We start from the raw sequence: 25,354 nt of genomic DNA, 5'->3' as shown, positions 1-25,354 counted from the left end.
CAAAAAAATTGCAACTCCACAAATAGCAATAGCAATTATAAGCATGATAGTATCTATAGGGCTTCTTAGTTTTGTTTGTGATATATAGATAAGTGTTGGACCTGCAAACATACCTGCTAATGAACCCATCATTAGTTTTATACCTTTTACAAGAACTTCTTTATCTGTTCTTTTAGTTTCTGTCATTGTAATTTTTAATTGCTAAACGAACACTTCCGAATTCATTCAAAAGCTTTTGGGCTTCATCCTCTTTAATACTAAGTTCGTTCATAATCATTTTAGTACCTCTATGAACTAGTTTGTTGTTGCTTAATTGCATGTCAACCATTTTGTTACCTTTAATATGTCCTAACTGTATCATGGTTGATGTTGTAATCATGTTTAATACCAACTTTTGGGCTGTACCAGCTTTCATTCTTGAGCTTCCTGTTACAAACTCCGGACCCACAATAATTTCAATAGGAAATTGCGCCGTTTGGGATAATGGACTATTATGGTTACAAGTTATACAACCTGTTATAATATTATTTTGGTTACAGGTTTGTAAAGCATTTATAACGTAAGGAGTAGTACCAGAAGCTGCTATTCCTACTACAACATCGTTCTCAGAAATATTATGAGATTGAAGGTCTTTCCAACCTTGCGTTGTAGAGTCTTCTGCAAATTCAACCGCTTTTCTAATTGCTGAATCACCACCTGCAATAAGCCCAACTACTAATTCATGTGCTACTCCAAAAGTTGGGGGACATTCGGAAGCATCTACAATACCTAAACGACCACTGGTACCAGCACCTAAATAAAATAGGCGTCCTCCAGATTTTAATTTATTTACAATTTGATTAACTAAAGCTTCAATTTCAGGAAGTGCTTTTTCAACAGCAAAAGGAACGGTTTTATCTTCTTTGTTAATGCTTAAAAGAAGTTCCTTTACACTCATCTTTTCAAGGTGGTTGTAATAAGAGTCTTTTTCTGTGGTTTTAGTGAAACTCATTCCTCAAAAATACATTAATTTATTGAACTGAATAATTGAATACATCTGTTTCAGTTATTCTAAAATAACCAAGAGGATAATTCTCTGGATTGGTTTGATTTACACAATTTCCACGAACTGTTGCTGGTTGTGTTTCAAACGGATCTCCAGATTCTTCATCTGTTTGCTGTAGTAAGATGTTTAGATACTCATAATGACGTTCTGATATTCCGGATATTTTTATTCTTAGATTATCTCCAGACTTCATTTCTTCATCTGAAAAGAATCCAAAGATTTGATTTCCATCATTAAATTCATCATCATATACCTCTAGCATTGGAACATTATTATTGTTTTCAAATTGAAATAAATAATAGTTTTCTTCATTTTCTGGGTCTGTGTAATAAGCTTTTATTTCAATATCTTCACCGGAGAATCCACCGTTGTCATTTTGTTCAATATGATCAATAGCTGGTACAGAATACAAAGTCTCAGTACCAGAATAAGTTTCATTGTTGTAAATTATAAAAAGGTTATAAATACCATTTATATTAGGAATAAATGAACTGTTTTTATATAAACCTGTATTAGCATCTTCTACGAAATTAAATGTGTTGTTATTTGTATCCGTTATAATTACAGTAGCACCATTTGCTGGAGGAATGTTGGTGTTGAAATATGGTGCAGTTAGACTAAGTTTTATTTCTTGTTCATTACCTTGAGTTCCTTTTACCCACATTAGTGAAGCATCAATTACCAATCTAGGACTAGTGGTTTTTAACTGGACGTCTATAACTTCTTGACATGAAAAAAAGAAAACACAAATTAGAAGTAAGTAAATGACTTTGTTCATTGCTTTAGAGGTTAAAATTATAAGAAAAAGAAGGTACAATACCGAAAATGGCCAATTTAGTAGCTTCATTTATGCCAGTATCATAGTTCTGTCCAAAAGAAATTGAGGTTGCGTTTTTTCGGTTGTATATATTATAAATACTAAATACCCAATGACTTTTCCATTTTCTAGTTTTTCTTTGTTTTGGAAAATATGTTAGAGATACATCCAACCTATTATAAGAAGGAAGCCTGTCTTCATTTCTTGCACCGTAATTAGGAATATTTATTCCGTTATAAACGTATTGTGCATTAGGAAAGGTAACGGGTTGACCGGTTTGAAATAAAAAGTTTGCATTAAGTTTAAACCTGTCATTCCAATTGTAACTTCCAGTTAATGATATATCATGGGTTTTATCAAATGGAGTGTTATACCAAGCCCCATTATTGATCCCAGTTTCTATTGGAGTTCTTCCTTTTGTTTGTTGCTCTGATTTTGAAAGCGTATAGGCCAACCAACCTTTAAACCTTCCTTCATTTTTCCTTAGAAGAAATTCTAATCCGTATGCCCTTGCATTTCCATTAAGAATTACTTGTTCTATAGCATTATTGGCAATGAGGTCCGCGCCATCAATATAATCGATTCTGTTTTTTATGGTTTTATAAAAACTTTCAATTTCCAGAGAGTACAAATCATTTTTAAAATTTTTGAAATATCCAGCTGCGACTTGATGTAAAGATTGTGGTTTAACATATTTTCCGCTTGGTGTCCAGATATCTAATGGAGTAGGGGCATTAGTATTAGATAACAAATGTAAATACTGGTTCATTTTGTTGTAACTAGCTTTAAATGAACTATTAGAGTTAATTTGAAACGCTAAAGAAATCCTTGGTTCTAGATTAAAAAAACTTGTTATTACATCACTTCGTTTAAAGTTTTCTGTTTCTGTAGGAGCGGCTTTTTCGTAAATTTGAAAATCTTCATTAAATACCACTGCTTGATTGTTTTCATAGACATTAAGTTCATCTTGCCCCAGTCTTAGAAATGAACTTAGCCTAAGACCGTATGAAACGGAGAGCTTATCTGAAAGTGTATGTTCGGTATCTAAATAAATGGCATTTTCAAAGGCGTATTTATGGGTTAATTGAAAAGGGTTTATTCCAGATGTTTCGGTTGTTGGGTTAATTTCACCCGGATTAAACCTATAATAAATACTATTTACACCGTATTGAAGTTTAATTTTATCATTTAAGTAATGTTTTAAATCGTATTTTAAATTGAAATTTTGAATTCCTGAAACCCAATCAAATTCAACAAAACTAAGTTTTAAATTGTAATAGTAATCAGAATAAATAAATGAAAGGTTAGAAAAAAGCTTATCTGAAAACAAATGATTCCACCTAAAGTTTAAAACAGAATTTCCATAAGAATTTTCAAATGAATCTTCAATTCTAAAAACATCTCTACCAAAGTAACCTGATAAATAAATGTTGTTCTTTTGGTTTAATTTGTAACTTAATTTAGTGTTTAAATCATAGAAGTAGGCAATGTTGTTAATATCAAAAAGGGGTAGGAATAAGTGTGCGTAACTAGACCTTCCACCAAATAAAAATGAGCCTTTGTCTTTTTTAAGTGGGCCTTCAGCTAATAGTCTACTGGAAACTATTCCTATGCCACCATTCATATGAAATTCTTTACTATTCCCTTCTTTTTGATAAATATCTAGTACGGATGAAACTCTGCCCCCATACCTTGCTGGAATTCCTCCCTTGTATAATCTCAAATCTTTTATGGCATCAGGATTAAATACTGAAAATAAACCAAATAAATGTGAAGAATTGTAAATTGTAGCTTCATCTAGCAGAATTAAATTTTGATCTGCCGAACCACCTCTTACATTAAACCCGGAAGAACCTTCACCAACAGAAGTAACACCTGGTAAAAGCGTAATGGCTTTCACAATATCCGCTTCACCAAGAACCATAGGTATTTCTTTAATGGTTTTTGAGGTTAGTTTATTAACGCTCATTTGGGGCTTTTTAATTCTAAGCTTTTCAATATTTTCTGTTATAACAATTTCGTCTAAATTTTCTGAAGTATTATTTAAACTAAAATTTTTTGTTATGTTTTGAGTTAGTTCAATTTTTTCGGTTTGGGTTGAAAAACCTAAATAACTAACTACGATAGAGTAGGTGCCTTTTGGTAAAGTAATTGAAAAGAACCCGTACTCATTAGTTGAAGTTCCTGTTTGATACTCGGGAAATATAATATTTACACCAATTAGGGTTTCGTTACTTTTCTCTTCGGTTACGATTCCACTTAGTGTAAACTTTTCTTGTGAAAACCCGTTAAAGATTGTGCAAAAAATTGCCAATAGGGGCCAAAAGCAAAGTTTTTTCATGCAAGTTTTTTTTATAAAAATATAAAAAAAAAGCTCCTTAAAAAGGAGCTTTAACAAGTTGTTAGGTTTTAAGTATGTTTATGCTTTGTTTAATACTTTACCTAATATGTTATTTAAGGTTTCACTTGGTCTCATTACGGCGCTAGCCAATGCTTCATTCGGAAAATAGTATCCATCAATATTGGTAGCATCTCCTTGAATATCATTTAGCTCTTTTACAATAATTTCTTCGTTGGCAGCTAATTCTAAAGCGATTGGACTAAACTCGTCTCTAAGTTCAGTGTCAACATTTTGATTGGCTAATTCTTGTGCCCAATACATTGCTAAATAGAAATGGCTCCCTCTATTATCTAATTCACCAGCCTTTCTAGATGGACTTTTTCTATTGTCAAGCAGTTTTCCAGTGGCATCATCTAAAGTTTCACTAAGTACTTTAGCTTTTTGGCTATTGTTAACCTCTGCATAATGTTCTAAAGAAACAGCTAATGCTAAAAATTCACCTAAAGAATCCCAGCGTAAATGGTTTTCGGCTACCAACTGTTGTACATGTTTTGGAGCAGAACCACCAGCACCAGTTTCAAACAACCCACCTCCATTCATTAATGGAACAATTGATAACATTTTTGCAGAAGTTCCTAGCTCTAATATTGGGAATAAATCAGTTAAATAATCTCGTAAAACATTACCTGATACAGAAATAGTATCTAAGTTTACTTTTACTCTCTCTAAAGTGTATAAAGTAGCTTCGATAGGAGGTTTAATATAAATCTCTAATCCAGATGTGTCATGATTTGGTAAATAAGTATTTACTTTTTTAATAAGTTCAGCATCATGAGCTCTGTTTTCGTCTAACCAGAAAACTGCTGGCCAACCTGTAGCTCTAGCTCTGCTAACAGCAAGTTTTACCCAATTTTGAATTGGGGCATCTTTTGTTTGACACATTCTAAAAATGTCTCCAGCCTCAACTTCTTGAGATAAAAGTACATTTCCATCAGTATCTACCACTTCAACAGTCCCAGCTTCACTTAATTGGAAAGTTTTATCATGTGAACCATATTCTTCAGCCTTTTGAGCCATCAGTCCAACATTAGGTGTTGTACCCATTTTTGTTGGGTCAAAAGCACCATTTTCTTTACAAAAATCAATTGTTGCCTGGAATACACCAGCATAACATCTATCAGGAATTAATGCCTTTGTGTCTTGTTGTTGACCCTCTGCATTCCACATTTGTCCTCCAGAACGAATCATTGCAGGCATTGATGCGTCTACAATAACATCAGAGGGTACATGTAAATTTGTAATACCATTATCAGAATCTACCATTGCCACAGCAGGAGAATCTTCATAAATAGCGTTAATAGCTGCTATTACTTCTTCTTCTTTTGCATGGCCTTCAATTTTATCATAAACATCCCCAATACCATTGGTTGCAGTTATACCTAATTCATCAAATAATTCACTATATTTTTCAAATACATCCTTATAGAAAACTTCAACCACAGCTCCAAAAATAATAGGATCTGAAACCTTCATCATGGTAGCTTTCATATGTAAAGATAGCAATACGCCCTTTGCCTTGGCATCAGCAATTTCTTTTGCTGCAAATTCTTTAAGGGAAGTAATACTCATTACAGATGAGTCAATAATTTCTCCCGCCAATAAAGGAGCATAACCTTTTAGCTCTTTTCCATTGAAAGTAATTTTAAATTCAGTTGCCTCAGCAACTGTAGTAGATTTTTCAGATCCATAGAAGTCATTTGCTTCCATAGAAGCCACATGAGTTTTTGAATCTTTTTCCCATTTCCCCATCTTATGAGGATTCTTTTTAGCGTAATGAGAAACGGCTTTAGGTGCACGTCTATCTGAATTCCCTTCTCTTAATACTGGGTTTACAGCACTACCTTTAATTTTATCGTATCTTGACTTAATGTCCTTTTGTTCTTCGTTTTCTGGTTCACTTGGGTAATCTGGTACTGCATAACCTTTAGATTGCAACTCTTCAATAGCCTCTTCTAATTGCGGAACAGAAGCACTTATATTTGGTAATTTTATAATGTTTGCTTCAGGTTTTTTAACAAGTTCGCCAAGTATAGCTAAATCATTTGGAACACGTTGCTCTTCATTTAAGTAATCTGGAAATACAGCTAATATTCTAGCTGCTAAAGAGATGTCTTTGGTTTCAACATCAATTCCAGCTGACTCAACAAAAGATTCAACAATTGGTAAAAAAGAACGTGTTGCTAAAGCAGGAGCTTCATCAGTTTTAGTGTAAATTATTTTCGACATTTAGTGTTGCTTTTTTTTGATTTAAACGATTGCTATAAATGATTAAAAACATGCAGATTCATTTTTAGCGAAGCGAATATACAAAATTAAGTATTTATAACTAGTTTATAATAAAATGAAAGACAATTAAGTTTTTAGATTTATTGGAATACCAAAAAATTGGTTTACCAATACGAAATTCATAAAAAACTGACCCTGAAGTTGTAAAAAACAAAAGCCATATCACCGCAGAAGTTAATCTCCTTTGATATGGCTTTCTTTGAGATAACATTACTTTTATCTATTTAGTATTTCTACTAAATGGGTATGAATTTTCATCATACTTTTTCAATATTCAGTATTGCTATTTCAAGGAAGCATTTTTTGTAATTTTCAAAATGTATTGACCTAATCACTAAAATGCCTCGGTAATTGTTTTTTTTGATGCTATCAATCTTACTCTTCGTTATTCACGTTAAGTTCGTTTAAAGCATTGCTCTATTGACTACAAAAACTTTCATTTTTATAGTTTTTCAAGCTTTTCAACCACACTAGTTGCTATCTGCTTACACATATAGGACTTTTTGTAGTATCATGGTTTTTAGTTTTCCACGCATACACCTGTTACTTAAAAACCTCAAAAAACAATTAAAATAAAGAACGTTTCCTTATTAGAAACAACATTAATTCACTTATAATGAAAACAAATTCCTAAGGATGTTGTTGTTATTTCTTTTGCTAATTTAACATTAGAAATTTAAAAAGCAAATTTTTTAAAGGTTTTAATATCAACCGGTTATGAACTACAGTTATTAACTTTTGTTAATAAAAAAAGCCTTGATTAAAATCAAGGCCTTTAATTAGTTTAAAATTTAGAGTAATCTTATCTTCTTTCCTCTTTAATTCTAGCTTTTTTACCAGTAAGACCTCTAAAGTAGTATATACGTGCTCTACGAACTTTACCACGTTTATTAACTTCAATTTTTTGTAATGCTGGTAAATTAACAGGAAAAATACGCTCCACGCCAATAGATCCAGACATTTTTCTAATTGTAAAAGTTTCTGAAGATCCAGATCCTCTACGTTGTATTACAACACCTCTAAAAAACTGTGTTCTAGTTTTACTACCTTCTTTAATTTCGTAGTAAACAGTAATGGTGTCACCAGCTCCAAATTCTGGTAAGTCTTTTCTAGTTACAAATTCGTCTTGTACAAATTTTATTAAAGATTCCATCTTTTTATATTTATAAATGGTTGATTCAGAACAACATTCACGATTTTCGCCAGAGGTTAACCCGAAATTGGCTGCAAAGATACATAAAAAGTTATAAGTTAAAAGTTATAAGTTAAAAGTTTTTGTTCTTTTTATGGTGTTCCCATTTGGGGGCAGGCTTTAACTACTCGCTACTTCATTTGGTCAGGGAGCTCAGACATACCGTTAAATCCTTAACACGTTACAAAGGTTAAGTAAAAATAGAAGAGGTGAAAGGTTATTACTAATGGTCTAATTTATTCCTCTAACAAATCTGGTCTTCTTTCTTTGGTACGCAGGTAAGCTTGGTCTTCACGCCACTTTTCAATCTCAGGGAAGTTACCACTAAACAATACTTCTGGTACTTCCCATCCGTTATAGTCTCTTGGACGTGTATAGATTGGAGGAGCCAATAAATTATCTTGAAAAGAATCTGTTAATGCAGAAGTTTCATTTCCTAAAACACCTGGTATTAACCTAATAATAGCATCACAAAGTACAGCAGCTCCTAATTCACCACCAGACAATACGTAATCACCAATTGAAATTTCTCGTGTTATAAAATGGTCACGTACGCGCTGATCTACACCTTTATAATGGCCGCAAAGAATAATAATGTTCTCTTTTAAAGAAAATTGATTTGCAATACCTTGGTTTAGAGTTTCTCCATCTGGGGTCATGTATATTACTTCGTCGTAATCTCGTTCTGCTTTTAAACCAGTAATGCATTTATCAATGGGTTCAATCATCATTACCATACCAGCTCCACCACCAAACTGATAATCGTCAATACTCTTATAATTATCGGTAGTATAATCTCTTAAATTATGAAAATGAACTTCTACCAAATTAGCATCAATGGCTCTTTTTAAAATAGAAGCTTCAAACGGGCTTTTAAGTAACTCAGGTAAAACAGTAATAATATCTATGCGCATAAGTCTAGAAATAGAGCTGCAAATATAATTTAAATGTTGGTTATTTTGGAGAATGGTATTAGGAGGTTCGTTTAACGGTTGGTGTAAGGATAGTTGCGTGATTAAGCAACTAACTTAGCAAAAATGGAACGAACCAGAGGAAAATCCGCAGGATTTTCCGAGTAGGCTAAAACCAAGCAATTATTTTTACACTTTGTTAGCCACTGATTTATTTGTTAATTTCGATTATTTCTGTTTTATATTGAGGTGTATACAAGATGTGTTCGGAATTTAGGTTTGAGACTGTTGGGACAATAATAATTCTTTCTGAATTTTCAATTTTTTTTAGTTCTTCTAATTTATCAGGTGTTAATAATTGGTCAAATCTTTCTAAAGTTATGTCGGGCTCGTTTTTTAGTAATTCGTAGAAGAAATATGGAGTAACGTTGGATACAAAACTGCGAAAATTCACTTTATTAGCATATGAACTATCATTTTTCTTTAAATCATTAAATTCAGAGAATGAATAAGGTCGAGCTAACTTTCCGTCAGAAGTTAAACTAATTGTTTTTATACTCTCATTGGGTCCCGATATTTTTTTTATAATTAGCGAATTATTAAAATAATCAATTAATTTATATTCTGACTTACCCAGTTTAAAAGTACTTCCTACCTGTTCCGTTTTAATTTTTATTTCGTCATAATTGGTCAATAATTTTAATTTGTATTTAATTTCTCCACTAATTTTAATAGGTTGATTTTTGTATAACGAATCTTTTACTATTAATATCGAATATTCAATTTTTTTTGAATTGAATTTTTTATCTACATAACTTAAATTTAATGGTTCATTAAATTGGTCAATTAAATCATTTGACTCCAAAGTAACGTCAATTTGTCGATGAAATAACTCCATGAATTTTTTGTCACTTAAATTTTTAAAAAAATCAGGGAGATTAATTGTAATTTTTAAATCTGCATAATCAGGATGGTCAATAACTTGTGATTGATCAATTACTTCAAGTGTTAATGAGTTGTTTATAAAGTTTAGATATTTTTCAATTTTATTTTCATTTATAGTTTCGAAGAGATAATCCTTTTTGTTAAAATCAACTTTATGATAGACATAATTCTTTTTTTTGAATAATTTGGTAAAATGTAAATAGCTACTTTTAATTGACTTTACCCTATCTTTTTCAGCTATATTTTGGGCTTTCAAGTTAGTAACCAAAATAAGAACTAATATTAAATGAATAAATTTGAATTTCATTGACGTTTTTTAATTTGTGGCTAACGACTTGATATGAAATCGTTTCAATGTTTTATATCTACTGTTAAACGAAGTTAGCCAATTTTTCTGACAAAATCAAATACAAGAACCTGTATAATATATAAAATAGGCATGCAATTTCATCTCAAAAAATCAGTTAAAATTGATACTATTAATGCTTTGTTAAACCACTTGCATAATAGGTATATATTAGTATTTTTGTAGCCATCCGAATAATTTTTAAACCATGAAATTGAAAAGTTTTTTAATATTAGTATTAGTGCTATTTATTGCAGTTGTTAATGGGCAATCATTTCAAAATGAGATACTTTTTTCAATTGATGACGAGCCTGTTTCTGTATCAGAATTTTTAAGAGTCTATAATAAAAATTTAGACTTAGTTCAAGATGAGTCTCAAAGAGATATAGATGAATATCTTAAACTTTTTACAACTTATAAGCTAAAGTTAAAAGAAGCCAAGCATTTAGGTCTTCATGAAAAACCAACTTATAAGAGAGAATTAGAAAGTTATAAAAATCAGTTGACTGAAAGTTATCTTAATGACTCCGAAGTTACTAATGATTTAATTGAAGAAGCTTACCAACGTGTGTCATATGATATAAATGCTAACCACATTCTAATAAAAATACCTCAAAATGCAAATCCTAGAGATACTCTAAATGCTTATAACAGAATATTAAAATTAAGAGAAAGAGCTTTAACTGAAGGTTTTGAAAAAGTTAGGAAAGAGGTGCATAATGGCAAAACTGTTTTTGGTGAAGAGCTTGGTTATTTTTCTGGGTTCAAAATGGTTTATAAATTTGAAACGGCTGCTTTTAATACTGAAGTAGGCGCTATTTCAAAACCTTTTAAAACGCGTTTTGGTTATCATATTGTTAATGTTTTAGATAAAAGTAAATCTAAAGGAGAACGTACAGTTGCTCATATAATGGTAATGAAAAAAAAGACAGATTCACTTACAAATCCTGAGGAGAGAATACAGGAGATTTATAATAAATTTAAGCAAGGAGAATCTTTTGAGGCTTTGGCAAAACAATTTTCAGACGATAAAAACTCAGCTGCTGTAGGAGGGCAATTAGCTCCTATTTCTAGAGGACAGATTAGAGCTAAAAAATTTGAAGAGGTTGCATTCGGTATTGAAAAAATTGGAGATGTTTCTGAGCCGTTTCAATCATCATTTGGTTGGCATATAGTTAAACTGATTGATAAAAAATTAATACCACCTTTTGAAGATATGAAAGGAGAGTTGGAATCTAAAATTAAGAAGGGTGATCGTTTAAAATTAATGGATGAGGCATTATATAGCTCATTAAAAAAGGAATATAATGTTGTTGACAATCAAGAGGCTTTGAATTATTTTATCTCAATTGTTAATGAAGATTATTATAAAAAGATTTGGGAATTACCAGAAGATTTTACAGCTGAGGTTAATTTAGTGAAAATAGGGAACAAACAATTGGTATATAATGACTTCGGTACTTATTTGTTAGCACATCAAAAAGGGGGAGTATATAAAAAATCAATAGAGACATTTGTAAGTGAGAAATATGAAAGGTTTTTAAATGAAAATTTATTTAAATATAAAGAGGATAATCTTGAATATGAAAATGAAGAATATGCTCATGTTTTAGGGGAGTATAGAGACGGTTTATTATTGTTTGATTTAATGGAAAATAATATATGGAATGCTTCACAAACCGATTCAGTAGATATTGTAAACTATTATGAGAAGAATAAGGTAAAATACATAAATCCACAACAGGTAGATGCAATTGTAGCTTCTGGTTCTAAACAAAAAACACTTAAAAAAGTTTCTAAACTTTTAGAGCAAGGAACTGATAAAGATGAAATTAAAAAACTTATAAACGTTAATGGTAAAACAAATGTGATTTTTACAACTGGTGTTATGGACGCCAAAAACCGTACTTTGCCAAAACCATTTACCTTTAAAAAGGGTGTTTCTAAAATTTATAGGTATAATGATTCTTTTGTGGTAGTTAAGGTAAATGAGGTGTTACCAGAAACTCAAAAATCTTTAGAAGAAGCTAGAGGAAGTGTTATTAATGATTACCAAGCCTTTAAAGAAGAAAAGTGGGTAAACGCATTAAAGGAAAAGTATAAAGTAAAGATAAATTACGATGTCTTAAAGAAGGTTAAATCTCAAATTAAGAAATAATTAGGTGCGCTTAAGAATTTTAATACTTGTTTTATTTACATCTATATATTCTTGTGAATATTTTAAAAGATCTACTGATGCTGTTGAGGTGGCTAGGGTGAATAATAGTTATTTATATTATGACGATATAAAAAATTTAGTGCCTGAAGAAGCTAGTTTAGAGGATAGTACACTTATTGTTCAAAATTTTATTAATAGATGGGCTACACAACAACTTTTAATGGATGGGGCTATTCTTAACTTAAGTGAAAACAAGCAGCAATCTTTCAATAAACTGGTAAATCAATATAAAAATGACTTATACACTAAAGCTTATATGGAAGCTTTAGTTAAACGGAATATTGATACCATTGTATCTTTTGAAGATGTACAAGATTACTACTACAATAATAAAGAAGTATTTAAGTTAAATGAAGAGCTAATAAAATTTAGGTATATTCATTTAGATGAAAATATTATTGATTATAACCTTATCCAAGAAAAGTTTAAACGTTTTGAAAAAAATGATAAAAAGGAGTTAGATTCTATTTCACTTCAGTTTAAATCATACTCATTAAATGACTCCATTTGGATCAAATTAAGTCAAGTCTTAGAAAAAATTCCAGTAGTAACTCCTGAAAACAAAAATCAACTGTTAAAAAAATCTAATTTTGTGCAGCTCAAAGATTCATTAGGAGTATATTTGATGCAAATTAATGATGTTTTATTAAGAAATGATACTGCTCCATTAGAGTATGTTAAACCTACAATAGATCATATAGTTATTAATAAAAGGAAGTTAGAGCTGATTAGGCAATTAGAAAAAGATATTACAAAAGATGCTATTAAAAACAAACAATTTGAGATTTATAAATAATTTAAAGGCTTGCACTTTTTTGCTTTTGTCTATATTATTTGCAACCAATAATGTTATTGCTCAAGAAATAATAGAGGATAAAAAAGAAGAAAAACCTGTTGAAAAAGTAGATGAAAAGAAAGATACAGTTGTTAATTCTTTTAAACCGGTAAAAATAGATGGTGTTGCGGCTGTGGTAGGTAATTTTATTATTTTAGAATCTGATGTTCCTAAAGAAAGAGAACAGATAATTGCAGCAGGGGGTAACCTTGATGGCGTTACTGATTGCGAGTTGATGGGTACTTTACTTGAAAAAAAATTATATGCTCATCATGCTATTCAAGACAGTATTCAAGTATCTGATGCTGAAATAAGGGGGCAAGTAGATTACCAAATACAACAGTTTTTACAGTATTTTAATGGGGATATGAAAAAGCTTATTGCTTATTATAAAAAAGATGATGAGAAAAGCTTAAGAGATGAAATGTTTGAGATTACCAAAAGCAATCAGTTAGCCTCTAAGATGCAAGGTAATATTGTAGAGGGTGTTGAAATAACTCCAGAAGAAGTTAGGGAGTATTTTGATAAAATACCTAAAGATAAAAGGCCGTTTTTTGGTACGGAATTAAAGGTGGCACAAATAATTGCTGAACCTAAAACTACCGAAGAAGAGGAGCAAAGAATTATTGATAAATTAAATGGTTTTAGAGAAGATGTACTTGAAAGAGGAGCTAGTTTTAGATCTAAAGCGGTGTTGTATGGGGAAGACCCGGGGTTAAAAGATGCTGGTTATATTTATACATTGGATAGAAAAAAACCTAGAATGGTAAAAGAGTTTAGACAAGCAGCTTTTGCTTTACAAGAGGGTGGGGTTTCAGAACCGTTTAAAACAGATTTTGGATACCATATAGTTTATTGTCAAAAAATAAGAGGGCAGCAATATGATGTAAGCCATGTATTAATAAAACCAAAAGTATCTGATAAGGCCATAAAGGAAGCGAAAGAGCGCTTAGAAAAAGTAAGACAGCGAATTGTTGATGGAGAAATATCTTTTGCTGATGCCGCTAAAGAAGCGAGTGATGAAAAGGAAACCAAAAATGATGGTGGACAATTGATTAATCCAGAAACTCAAGATTATAATTTTGAGTTAACAAGAATGGAGCCTGAGTTGTATTCTCAAATACAAAATTTAAAAGACGATGAGGTTAGCTTGGTGCTTGCAGAACAAGATAGAACTGGAAATACAAAGTTTAAAATATTAACGGTTACAGATAGAATTGATGAGCATCAGGCAGATTATGCTAGGGATTTCTTAAAAATTAAAGGTTTAGCGCTTAAAGAAAAACAATTGAAAACGGTATCTGATTGGCAGTCTGAAAAGATCATGGATACTTATATTAAAATAAATGAAAATTTCAGGGACTGCGATTTTTCTAGTAACTGGTTAAAAAAATAAAAAAATTATTATGTCCGACGTAGCTGCTGTAGAACAATTTGTAAAAAAATACCAAGAGTTAAAGCAAGAAATAGCTAAAGTTATAATAGGACAAGATGAAGTTGTCAATCAAATATTGATTTCTATTTTTTCTGGAGGTCATTCTTTACTTATTGGCGTGCCAGGGTTGGCAAAGACTTTAATGGTTAACACTATTGCCCAAGCTTTAGGTCTAGACTTTAAGCGTATTCAGTTTACCCCAGATTTGATGCCAAGTGATATATTGGGTAGTGAAATATTGGATGAAGACCGTCATTTTAAATTTGTAAAGGGACCAATTTTTTCAAATATTATTCTAGCAGATGAGATTAATAGAACACCACCAAAAACTCAAGCTGCACTTTTAGAAGCAATGCAAGAAAGAGCCGTTACAGTGGCAGGACATCACTATAAATTAGATTTACCATATTTTGTTTTGGCAACACAAAACCCAATTGAGCAAGAAGGAACTTATCCTTTACCAGAAGCCCAGTTAGACCGTTTTATGTTTGCTATTAATTTAGATTACCCCTCGTTTAAAGAGGAAGTTGAGGTTGTGAAATCTACTACTAATGATGAAAAACTAGAAGTTAATGCTTTGTTTTCGGCAAAGGAGATTTTAAATTATCAACATGTAATTAGAAGGGTTCCAGTGGCAGATAATGTTATTGAATATGCGGTTACTATGGTTGGTAAAACAAGACCAAATAGCGATGCCGCTGCAGATTTAGTTAAACAATATATAGATTGGGGTGCTGGACCAAGGGCATCTCAAAATTTAATATTGGCTGCAAAAACACATGCGGTGATACATGGCAAGTTTTCGCCAGATATTGAGGATGTACAAGCAGTAGCACAAAGTATTCTTCGTCATAGAATTATTAAAAACTACAAAGCTGAAGCTGAAGGTGTTTCAGAAAATGAGATAATTAAAAGTTTATTTTAATTATTCTAAAAAATTAAAGTTTTTAAATCCTTTTTCAGGAGATCTACCTCTCTGGGAATTGCTAAATCATAGAACCCACGTATAAACTTATTCTTGTCAACCAAAGCAGCATAGCTACTGTGGTAGAAATCTGTACCCTCCTTATTAGGTTTAAAATTAGTTTTGTATTGTTCTGCCAGTTGTTGGGTAATTGCAGTAGTTCCAGTTAAAAAAAACCATTTGTCTTTTGAAACTCCAGTAGATTTTGCATATTCATTAAGTATGGTTGGAGAATCGTATTGCGGATCTATGGTATGCGAAACAATAATGAAGTCATCAGTATTTGAAAAATAATTTGCAATGTTAGTTAATTGGGTTTTCATTGGAGGACATATACTTGGGCAACGTGTAAAGAAAAAATTTGCAATAAATACTTTGTTTTTTAAGTTTTCATCTGTAAAAATTTTACCTTCTTGGTTTTTAAAATGGGTTCCATAGGTAATTGTATAATTTGTTTTATTACCGTTGTTGTCCAGTTTATAGCTTAAAAAAGGCAGTTCTTTTTGCGGTGAGTTACAGGAAATACTAACCAATACTATTAAAGCTAAACACTTTATAAGTTTAATTGATGTCCACATGCTTTTTAATTTTATTATGCATTTCTAAATCATAAAATAGAATAGCCATACTAGCCATCATTTCTTGGTCTTTATTGGTGGTATTATTAACTTCTAAGTATAATTCGTAATTATGATCTTTATATAACCAAATTCCTGACTCACTTTCAAATGTCGGCGCATTTTTTAAACCAATTTTCTCGGTGAAATTCTCGCTTTTACATTCATAAATTATTTCTTTGGTAGTCTTATTTATTAAAGAGAATTTTTCAGCAAAAGGATGTAAGTGAGGGGTTATTTGGTGTATTCTAATACTGTCTTTTATGTTTAATTGCTTAGAGGCATCAAATGAATAGTTGTGTTTGCCTTGGGGAACTACCCAATGTCCCGATAAGGGGTTGTTGTTTTCATCAAAATAGGTGTGAAGTTTAGTCTCTACAGGTATGCAAGCATTTGGTATGTCATTACTTGGGCCAGCAAAAGGGTTATTAATATCAAAAGGCAGCATGATATAAATAGTTTTGGGTTGTAAAGGTTTTAATTGTTTATCACGATGTCTGATAAATTCAATTTCAACTTTATGTTTAATTTTAAATGTAGAATCTGTAATGTTATGATTCAAGGCTTGGGCATTAAAAACTAAACGTTCATTAGAGTATACTGGGAAACCATAACCTTTTGGTAGTTTAAAAGATTCAACACCATTACTAATAGAGGTTATTCTAGGGTAATTTTGATTAATTCGGTCTGTAAAATCCCAACGGTTATAATGCTCTGCATCTCTATATTCAAAATTAGTATGACACACAAAATCATTTGATATTATGGTTGTTTCTGAATCTGAGTAGGCATTTGTTTTAAATGAAGTTAACCATAAAAGTTCTTCTGATGAATCATCAATAGAAGAATAGAGATCAGACTTTGGACCTTCCATGGACTTATAAATATCGCTAATAACAAAAGTGGGGCTGGTAAAAATAACTTTGTTCGTTTGAAGGTTTTTTTTCCACTTTGAATCTACCAAGTTAAGGGAATAACGAATTTTAGATTTTATTATCTCTTTATGTCGTGTTTTTAGCGAACTAAAATAAATTAAGCCACCAATGGTAAGTAGACCAATAAATAATAGGATTTTATATTTCAAATTCATTTTGGTAATAGCCTAAATTCAATTGCAAGTTAAATTATAAAAACTAAAATTAGTTGGTATATTACAATAATATGATTTAGTTTTAAAAATAATAAAAAGCATAGAAACAGATGTTTGAAAAAGTAAAAGCTGATGATCTTTTTTTTGCTCGGGTAGCAGTGTTTCTGGCTTTTATGATTCCGTTTTTTGTTTGTTACGAGCTTTGGTTTTCAAATAGAACGTTTCCTTTAGTTCCTGTTTTTGATAATTTATTCGTACCCAGTTTTGCTGGTGATATTTTTTTGATACTACTATTCTCATTCTTTTTTGTGGTCTTTGTTTTTTTTCCTAATTGGAAAATAGGATTACCAATAATTTTAATATATGTCTATTGGGTTTTAATTGATCAAAATAGAATTCAGAATTTTTTCTTTGAAATCATTCTAATGGTTATTGCACTCACCCAATTTAAGAATAACGTTGTTTTAAGTAAGAAGTGTATTTTAATTATATTGATTGGAACTTATTTTTGGAGTGGGCTACATAAACTGAATCCAATTTTTCTAGGAAGGTGGGAATTAGGCTTAAGCAAAAGGATACCTTTTGTGCCAGACGTTTTAAGGCATGTATTTACTTACTTGGTTCCATTTTTAGAAACTTCATTTGGGGTTTTATTAATATTTACTAAAACCAGAAAGTTGGGAATATGGCTATTGGCATTAATGCATAGCTTAATTCTGGTTACTTTGATTATGTCTAATTATGGTTTTGTAGTTTTTCCTCTTAATGTTTTCAACGTTTTTATAATGTTTTATTTATTTTATAAAAATCCTTTTAATAAAGAATCTTTGTTTAAGATTAATTATGCAAAAACGAAGGTTGTTATGGCTATTGCAATAGTTTTTCCAGTCTTAAATTTCTTTGGAATTTATGATCATATATTGGCTTTTAGTTATTTTTCTGGAAAACCTAAGTATGCCAGGATTTACTTTTCAAAATCAGACTCAATAAAACAATTACCAACTAATATATATGATAGTGTAAGAGAATATAATGGTCTTTATTATTTAGATTTTAATGAATGGGCTGGTAAAACCATAAAAATTTTGGTTTATCCTGAAGAGCGAGTCTATAAAAAATTACAAAATCATATTAACTCATTTTTGGAGGTTCCTGATACACGATTAGAACTTTATCAAGTTGCTGGAGGTTAAAAAGAATTATGTTTTGAGAGAAAAAAAAGATAGAGTTTTTGGATTAGATTTAATCAGAGCAATAGCAATAACACTGGTGTTAATTTCTCATGTGTCATTGTTTTTTCCTAATTACAATAATGTTATAACTGACTCTTTTCAAGTTTTTGGTTTATATGGTGTTGAAATATTTTTTGTACTAAGTGGTTTCCTTATAGGCGGCATATTATTAGAGTTAATTAAGGTTACTAGTTTTTCATTTAAAAATGTATGTAATTTTTGGGTTAGAAGGTGGTTCAGGACCTTGCCATTATATTTTTTGGTGTTATCAATTAATGTTTTACTTGTTTTTATAGTTGAGGACGAGTTGCCAAAAAAACTTTGGAAATATTGCTTGTTTTTGCAAAATTTCTATAATGAGTACTTGATTTTTTTTCCAGAATCTTGGAGTCTGTCAATAGAAGAATATGCTTATATCCTAGCTCCTTTAGGTCTGTTTTTTATTTCAAAAATGGGTATTAGTTTAAAGGTAAAAAGAGAAAGTATGTTTTTAATAAGTGCCATTATTTTTTCTGCTTTGTGTGTCGTTTTAAAAATAGTTTTCCACTGCAATAATATAGATGACAATCAGAACTTTATTACTTGGAATATTAATTTAAAATCTATGGTGGTATATAGGTTAGATGCCATTTTTATAGGGTTTATATTAGTTTACTTTTTTAAAAAGTACCAATTGTTTTTTGAAAAGCAAAAATGGAAATTTGCAGTTATCGGTAGTATAGTAATCATGTGTTTGTTGGTCTCCATAGTTTATTATCCAATTAATTCTGAGAATTCACTTTATTGGAATGTGTTTTTCCTGCCCTTAAATTCAATTGCCATTAGTTTACTATTGCCATTTTTATATTATTTGAACTTTAATTATAAAACTGTTAAGGCTTTTATAGAAAGGGTGAGTTTGTATTCTTATAGTATGTATTTATTACATTATAGTTTTGCTTATTACCTAATTAAGCATTTAATAAACTTAGGCGAATTAGATTTGTTGGATAGTTTCTTGATTACAATTGTATACTTGATAATTGTTTATTTCTTATCAAAAGCCTCTTATTTATTTTATGAAAAACCAATGACAGATTTAAGAGATTCTAAAACTATTAAAAGGTATTTTAATTGACTTGTTGTTAAATAATCAATTTAACACTGATTTTTTTGTTAAAAAAACCAATCAATTGATTTATTAATGATACAATAACAATTACGTATAATTACTTATTTTTATCTCATTTTAAGTTTTAAATCCTTGCATAAAATTCGTATTTTGCGTCGCTTTTTGAAAAATAATTCAAAAATGAAATTAACATTGAAATACTTCTTTTATGAACTATAACGATTACATCAAAGAGATTGAAGAGAGAAAAGCTCAGGGGCTAAACCCTAAGCCAATTGATGAGGCTGAATTAACTAGCGAAATTATCGCTCAGATAAAAGATTCAGATAACCCACATAGAGAAGATTCTCTTAAGTTTTTTATTTACAATACCTTACCAGGAACAACTAGTGCTGCTGGAGTAAAGGCAAAATTCTTAAAGGAAATTATCCTTGGCGAATCTATTATTGAAGAAATTACTCCAACGTTTGCGTTTGAGCAATTATCACATATGAAAGGTGGGCCTTCAATAGAAGTGCTTTTAGATTTAGTTCTAGATCAAAAGGATATTGATATAGCTAAAAAAGCTGCTGAAGTTTTAAAAACACAGGTGTTCTTGTACGAGGCAGATACAGAGAGATTAGAGGATGCGATGAAGAAAGGATGTCCTATTTCTAAAGGTATCATTGAAAGTTATGCTCAGGCGGAATTCTTTACTAAACTTCCAGAGGTTGAGGAAGAAATTGAGATAGTAACCTATATAGCTGGTGTTGGAGATATTTCTACAGATTTATTATCACCAGGTGCAGATGCCCATTCAAGATCAGACCGTGAATTACACGGACAATGTATTTTTGAACATAACAAAGACATGCAAAAAGAAGTGTTAGCTTTAAAAGAGCAACACCCAAATAAGCGAGTAATGTTAATTGCAGAAAAAGGAACAATGGGAGTTGGTTCTTCTCGTATGTCAGGTGTTAATAACGTGGCATTATGGACAGGTATTTCTTCAAGTCCTTATGTGCCTTTTATTAATATAGCTCCGGTAATAGCTGGAACTAATGGTATCGCTCCAATTTTCTTAACTACTGTAGGTGTAACAGGAGGTATTGGTATCGATTTAAAAAACTGGGTACAGCAGAAAGATGAGAATGGTAATACTGTTGTAGATGCAGATGGGGAACCAGTTTTAGAGCAAGTATACTCAGTAGATACAGGTTCTGTATTTACTATTAATACAAAAGAAAAACAATTATATAAAGACGGAAAAGCTGTAAAAGATATTTCTACTGCACTAACACCACCAAAAATGGAGTTCATTAAAGCAGGTGGATCTTATGCGGTAGTTTTTGGTAAAAAATTACAAACATTTGCATGTAAAGTTTTAGGTATTGATGTGCCTCAAGTATATGCTACTTCAAAAGAAGTTTCTATTGAAGGTCAAGGTTTAACTGCCGTTGAAAAGATTTTTAACAAGAACGCTGTTGGAACAACTCCAGGAAAAACGTTACATGCAGGTTCTAACGTTCGTGTTGAAGTTAATATTGTAGGGTCTCAAGATACTACTGGGTTAATGACTTCTCAGGAGTTAGAAATGATGGCTGCAACAATTGTTTCTCCAATTGTTGATGCCGGTTACCAATCAGGGTGTCACACAGCTTCTGTATGGGATGATAAGTCTAAAGCTAACATTCCAAGATTAATGAAGTTTATGAATGACTTCGGTTTAATTACTGCACGCGACCCTAAAGGTCAATATCATGCTATGACTGATGTAATTCACAAAGTATTAAATGATATTACAGTTGATGATTGGGATATTATTATTGGTGGAGATTCTCACACACGTATGTCTAAAGGTGTTGCTTTTGGTGCCGATTCTGGAACCGTAGCATTAGCTTTAGCAACTGGTGAAGCTACTATGCCAATTCCAGAGTCTGTAAAGGTTACCTTCAAAGGAGAAATGAAGAGTTTTATGGACTTCCGTGATGTAGTTCATGCAACACAACAACAAATGTTAAAGCAATTTGGAGGTGAAAACGTATTCCAAGGAAGAATCATTGAGGTTCATATTGGAACATTAACATCAGACCAAGCATTTACATTTACAGATTGGACAGCAGAGATGAAAGCCAAAGCATCTATCTGTATTTCTGAAGAAGAAACTTTAGTAGAATCTTTAGAAATTGCAAGAGATCGTATCGATATCATGATTAAGAAAGGTATGGATAACGAAAAGCAAATGTTACAAGGTTTAGTTGATAAAGCTAATAACAGAATTCAGGAATTAATTTCAGGTTCTAAGCCAGCTTTAAAACCAGATGCAGATGCTAATTATTATGCTGATGTTGTTATTGATTTAGACGAGATTGCTGAACCAATGATTGCTGATCCAGATGTTAACAATGAGGATCCATCAAGACGTTATACACACGATACTATTAGACCATTATCTTATTACGGCGGAACTAAAAAAGTAGACTTAGGATTCATTGGATCATGTATGATTCATAAAGGCGATATGCAAATATTAGCTAAAATGTTAAAGAATATTGAGGCGCAACATGGTGAAGTTAAATTTAACGCACCATTAGTTGTTGCACCTCCTACATATAATATTGTTGATGAGTTAAAGGCTGAAGGTGATTGGGAAGTGTTACAAAAATATTCAGGTTTTGAGTTTGATGATAGTGCACCAAAAGGATTAGCTAGAACAAAGTATGAAAACATGTTATACTTAGAGCGTCCAGGATGTAACCTATGTATGGGTAACCAGGAAAAGGCTGAACCAGGAGATACTGTTATGGCAACCTCTACACGTTTATTCCAAGGAAGAGTTGTAAGAGATACTGATGAGAAAAAAGGAGAATCTTTATTATCTTCTACGCCTGTGGTAGTGTTATCTACAATTTTGGGTAGAACACCTACTATGGAAGAGTATGAAGCCGCTGTAGATGGTATTGTATTAACTAAATTCAAACCTTCTCAAAAGGAATTGGTATTACAATAAATAAAGTTGTATAAATAAAAAAGACACTAGTTATTTTAAATAGCTAGTGTTTTTTTTTGTCAAAAATTAATATTTATCCAGTTAAATCACATTAATTTACAACGAATGGAACATAGTTAATACTAATTAGTTCTAATTTTTGATAGTATTGTCATCATTAATCTTTGAGTGTAATTCTATGAAAAAAACTACCTTATTAATTATTTTGCTTTTAAGTATTATAATCAAACTCAAAGCACAAACAACTGTTTCCAGCCTTACTGAATTTCAAACCATAGTAAAATCTAGTAATCTAAATATAACTTTAGCTCCCGGAAATTATAATCTTGAAACCGATTTACCTAGTGGTTCAAGAGTAATTGATTTTTCTGGATCAAACAACACTATTACCTTAACGGGAGTATATATTAAAGTGCCTGTTGGATGTATTAAAGAATCATACTTAACAATTACTGGTAATAACAACACTATTAAAGATGGTGAAATTGAAGACACATACAAAAGTGGTATCACAGAAGTAACAGACTTTAGTTCATATAACCAAGACCGGGCAAATCTTGCATATGGGCTTGGTGGACAAGCGGTTATGAGAATTACAGGAAATGAGAATTTGGTAGATGGAATAAAAATGACAGTTAGAGGCTCATATCCTTATGGGTATGGTAGTATATATGGTATTGGCTCTGATAATGTTTTCGGTTTAGATAAACGTTGTGGTATTGTAATAAAGGGTATAAAAAACACTCTTGACAACGTAGAGCTATTACAAAGAGCTTTTGGACATGGTATATACATGCAAGACAATGCAGACCAAACTTTAATAAAAAATTCGTCTGTAAAGGGTAGAGTACGTGCAACAGGAGAATTATATCAAGAAACCAATATATATGATTTGCCTTTTAGGTCTAACTATAAACTTCCTTTGGTTGATGATGGAACAACAACGCCACTGCCAATAGATGAGTATCATTCACTTTGTGAAGATGCATACAGAATGTATGGTATTCCAGGTAGTGTTACTATTGAAAATTGTACAGCCGATAAAATGCGTGGAGGATTTAGGTTATATTTAGGTGGACCAGCTACCGTAAAAAATTCCACTGCAACAGATTGTGGAAGCTCTAACTATAATTTACCTGCAAACTCGGGAATTATAACAAATTCATCAGGTAATTTTGCTTATGCGCCACTTTCAGATTTTGCATTAGGAAGAAATGGTTACAACGCTGAATGGACTATTATCCCATCTCCACATGCAACAGGTCCGCATAATATCATTGACATAAAAGGTAATAATCATAACCTTATTTTTCATAGAGAGGATGGGCCAATTGATACAACAGATCGTGCTATTGTTGTTACAGGTAATAATTCTACCATTACAAATGAAACCGAATATAAGATTGTTTTAGAATCATCTACAAGCGGAAACACTATTCATAATTGCGGCGGTGCAATAATAACCGATAATGGAACTAACAATACTATTTTAACCTATGAAAATTGCGAAGATATAGGTTCAGACTCTTCTTGTTCTTCTAGTGCTGATCTAATAGAAGCTGAATGTTTTGATTTAATGACCGGCATTCAAGTTGGTGATAGTTCAGAAGGTGGGTCTAACATAGGTTACATCAACCCTGGCGACTGGGTTAAATTTTCTAACATAGATTTAACTGGAAAAAAATCAATAAATGCAAGAACTGCAAGTATATACAACGGAGGTTATATTGAAGTTTATCTTAATCAAATAAATGGAACCCTCATTGGAACAATTCCTGTAACTAACAGTGGAGGGTGGCAAAACTGGCAAACAAACTCCGTTGATCTTTCTAGTTTTACCGATGGGGTCTATGATATTTATTTTGTTTTTAAAGGAACGCGAACAGGGTATTTATTTAATGTTAACTGGTTTAGTTTTTCAAATGAAACTTTATCGATAAACCCATATGAAAAAGAGAGCAATGTTAAGATATTTCCTATTCCATCAGAAAATATTATCTATATACATTCAAGCTTAGCAAATAATTTTGAGTTATCAGTATTTGATTTGAGTGGCAAAATGATATTATCAGAAAGAGGAAATCAAATAGATATTTCTTCCTTAGCAAAAGGAGCATATATTTTAAAAGGGAAAACTCTTAATTATTCTTTTATGGAATATATTGTCAAAAAATAATTTATGTAATAACGGGTTTTAATGTAAGTTAGTTGGCTTGCTAAATCATCAATCTTAAAAGCCAAACATAAAAATTTCGTTGTCTGTAAAAATAAACTTTGACATTAAAGCATCTATTAGCTGAGTTCTATAAACTTCCTTCTTCTAGCAAGTATTTATTTATTTCATTGATTTCCAATCATCCCATTTTATTTCCCGTCCTGGATAAGCAACGTTTTTAAATGGCCATTTTTCCGAAATCCATTTTTTAACAGAATCAAATAAGATAGCATCAAGTCCATTATCAACTTCACTTGCTCTTACCCACATATCAATATCTGCATCATAATCTCCTTTAGCAGTTGGATTGATATATAAGCAACCCAGTATTTCGTTTTCATCTAAACTAACAACAGTATAAGCAAATGATTTTCTCATTTGAAATTCCTTTTGATGCCATCCCAAATCAATTAAATCTTGCTCCAGGGTCAAATCCTTTGACGGCCAATTATATATAGGATACATTTTGTTTAAGTGCTCAATACTTGACATTACAGCATCGTAATCTTTTACAACATCGTTAACGGTTAGCATTCTAATTCTAAAATGTTCATTTTGTAAGGTGTCCGGAACTATAAAATCTTTTGGAACAAATGGTTTCTTTTGGGCACAGACAGATTGCGGAATTACAAATAGTAAAATAGTTAGTACTAAAATTATTTTTGTTTTCATATTAGTTTAATATTTATTTCCAACACGGTTTAT

19 protein-coding genes (1 of these 19 running past the window's edge) are annotated in these 25,354 nt (G+C 31.3%); 8 read left to right on the top strand and 11 right to left on the bottom strand.

The window, feature by feature from the left end:
* The 8 genes from N1F78_RS01585 to N1F78_RS01550 all read right to left on the bottom strand — a co-directional run.
* Positions 1 to 186, bottom strand: the 5' portion of a protein-coding gene (locus N1F78_RS01585; RefSeq protein WP_406684449.1) for a DUF6095 family protein. 54 nt of this gene lie to the left of the window's left edge; only the first 186 of its 240 coding nucleotides appear in the window; it begins with the start codon at positions 184 to 186; its stop codon lies beyond the left edge, outside the window.
* Positions 173 to 991, bottom strand: a complete 819-nt coding sequence (gene murQ, locus N1F78_RS01580) for an N-acetylmuramic acid 6-phosphate etherase (protein ID WP_406684448.1) — start codon at positions 989 to 991, stop codon at positions 173 to 175. The genes N1F78_RS01585 and murQ overlap by 14 nt, the downstream gene beginning before the upstream one ends.
* 19 nt (positions 992 to 1,010) lie before the next feature.
* Positions 1,011 to 1,823 (bottom strand): DUF4249 domain-containing protein, encoded by an 813-nt coding sequence (locus N1F78_RS01575; RefSeq protein WP_406684447.1) that lies wholly within the window; start codon positions 1,821 to 1,823, stop codon positions 1,011 to 1,013.
* 4 nt (positions 1,824 to 1,827) lie between these two features.
* Entirely contained in the window at positions 1,828 to 4,203 is a 2,376-nt protein-coding gene (locus N1F78_RS01570; RefSeq protein WP_406684446.1) for a TonB-dependent receptor, read from the bottom strand.
* Between the two features lie 78 nt (positions 4,204 to 4,281).
* Complete coding sequence (locus N1F78_RS01565; RefSeq protein ID WP_406684445.1) at positions 4,282 to 6,489, bottom strand: NADP-dependent isocitrate dehydrogenase; 2,208 nt, start codon at positions 6,487 to 6,489, stop codon at positions 4,282 to 4,284.
* An 862-nt stretch (positions 6,490 to 7,351) separates the two neighbouring features.
* On the bottom strand, positions 7,352 to 7,702 hold the full coding sequence (rplS, locus tag N1F78_RS01560) for a 50S ribosomal protein L19 (RefSeq protein WP_406684444.1): 351 nt from the start codon (positions 7,700 to 7,702) through the stop codon (positions 7,352 to 7,354).
* Positions 7,703 to 7,977: 275 nt separating this feature from the next.
* Complete coding sequence (gene trmD / locus N1F78_RS01555; RefSeq protein ID WP_406684443.1) at positions 7,978 to 8,655, bottom strand: tRNA (guanosine(37)-N1)-methyltransferase TrmD; 678 nt, start codon at positions 8,653 to 8,655, stop codon at positions 7,978 to 7,980.
* 208 nt (positions 8,656 to 8,863) lie between these two features.
* On the bottom strand, positions 8,864 to 9,904 hold the full coding sequence (locus N1F78_RS01550; protein WP_406684442.1) for a hypothetical protein: 1,041 nt from the start codon (positions 9,902 to 9,904) through the stop codon (positions 8,864 to 8,866).
* A 247-nt stretch (positions 9,905 to 10,151) separates the two neighbouring features.
* Here N1F78_RS01550 and N1F78_RS01545 point away from each other — a divergent pair, with 247 nt between their 5' ends.
* The 4 genes from N1F78_RS01545 to N1F78_RS01530 are packed head-to-tail and all read left to right on the top strand — an operon-like array spanning position 10,152 to position 15,356.
* Complete coding sequence (locus N1F78_RS01545) at positions 10,152 to 12,101, top strand: peptidylprolyl isomerase (protein ID WP_406684441.1); 1,950 nt, start codon at positions 10,152 to 10,154, stop codon at positions 12,099 to 12,101.
* A gap of 4 nt (positions 12,102 to 12,105) precedes the next feature.
* Complete coding sequence (locus tag N1F78_RS01540; RefSeq protein ID WP_406684440.1) at positions 12,106 to 12,957, top strand: peptidyl-prolyl cis-trans isomerase; 852 nt, start codon at positions 12,106 to 12,108, stop codon at positions 12,955 to 12,957.
* A gap of 25 nt (positions 12,958 to 12,982) precedes the next feature.
* Positions 12,983 to 14,392, top strand: a complete 1,410-nt coding sequence (locus N1F78_RS01535; RefSeq protein ID WP_406684439.1) for a peptidylprolyl isomerase — start codon at positions 12,983 to 12,985, stop codon at positions 14,390 to 14,392.
* 10 nt (positions 14,393 to 14,402) lie between these two features.
* Positions 14,403 to 15,356 carry an AAA family ATPase gene (locus tag N1F78_RS01530; protein WP_406684438.1) on the top strand — a complete coding sequence of 318 codons (954 nt, stop codon included), beginning with the start codon at positions 14,403 to 14,405 and terminating at the stop codon, positions 15,354 to 15,356.
* A 5-nt stretch (positions 15,357 to 15,361) separates the two neighbouring features.
* On the opposite strand, the gene N1F78_RS01525 is transcribed toward N1F78_RS01530, so the two are convergent.
* Together N1F78_RS01525 and N1F78_RS01520 are read right to left on the bottom strand one after the other, a co-directional pair.
* Complete coding sequence (locus N1F78_RS01525; protein WP_406684437.1) at positions 15,362 to 15,973, bottom strand: SCO family protein; 612 nt, start codon at positions 15,971 to 15,973, stop codon at positions 15,362 to 15,364.
* On the bottom strand, positions 15,957 to 16,886 hold the full coding sequence (locus N1F78_RS01520) for a hypothetical protein (RefSeq protein WP_406684436.1): 930 nt from the start codon (positions 16,884 to 16,886) through the stop codon (positions 15,957 to 15,959). The genes N1F78_RS01525 and N1F78_RS01520 overlap by 17 nt, the downstream gene beginning before the upstream one ends.
* Before the next feature lie 326 nt (positions 16,887 to 17,212).
* Between N1F78_RS01520 and N1F78_RS01515 the strand changes: the two genes are divergently transcribed.
* The 4 genes from N1F78_RS01515 to N1F78_RS01500 all read left to right on the top strand — a co-directional run bounded on the left by N1F78_RS01515 (position 17,213) and on the right by N1F78_RS01500 (position 24,610).
* Positions 17,213 to 18,295, top strand: coding sequence for a MauE/DoxX family redox-associated membrane protein (locus N1F78_RS01515; protein ID WP_406684435.1), 1,083 nt, complete (start codon positions 17,213 to 17,215; stop codon positions 18,293 to 18,295).
* Positions 18,296 to 18,308: 13 nt separating this feature from the next.
* A complete protein-coding gene (locus N1F78_RS01510; protein ID WP_406684434.1) occupies positions 18,309 to 19,451 on the top strand; it encodes an acyltransferase family protein in 1,143 nt (380 codons plus the stop codon).
* Positions 19,452 to 19,653: 202 nt separating this feature from the next.
* Complete coding sequence (locus tag N1F78_RS01505; RefSeq protein WP_406684433.1) at positions 19,654 to 22,434, top strand: bifunctional aconitate hydratase 2/2-methylisocitrate dehydratase; 2,781 nt, start codon at positions 19,654 to 19,656, stop codon at positions 22,432 to 22,434.
* A 178-nt stretch (positions 22,435 to 22,612) separates the two neighbouring features.
* Positions 22,613 to 24,610 (top strand): carbohydrate-binding protein, encoded by a 1,998-nt coding sequence (locus N1F78_RS01500; protein WP_406684432.1) that lies wholly within the window; start codon positions 22,613 to 22,615, stop codon positions 24,608 to 24,610.
* 159 nt (positions 24,611 to 24,769) lie between these two features.
* On the opposite strand, the gene N1F78_RS01495 is transcribed toward N1F78_RS01500, so the two are convergent.
* Positions 24,770 to 25,321 carry a GNAT family N-acetyltransferase gene (locus N1F78_RS01495; protein WP_406684431.1) on the bottom strand — a complete coding sequence of 184 codons (552 nt, stop codon included), beginning with the start codon at positions 25,319 to 25,321 and terminating at the stop codon, positions 24,770 to 24,772.
* Positions 25,322 to 25,354: the final 33 nt, after the last annotated feature.

Origin of the sequence: Seonamhaeicola sp. MEBiC01930, from assembly GCF_045277075.1 — a bacterium.
Taxonomy (GTDB): Bacteria; Bacteroidota; Bacteroidia; order Flavobacteriales; family Flavobacteriaceae; genus Seonamhaeicola.
The sequence above is the reverse complement of the archived record's forward strand: the minus strand, read 5'-3'. Positions and strand labels throughout refer to the sequence as shown.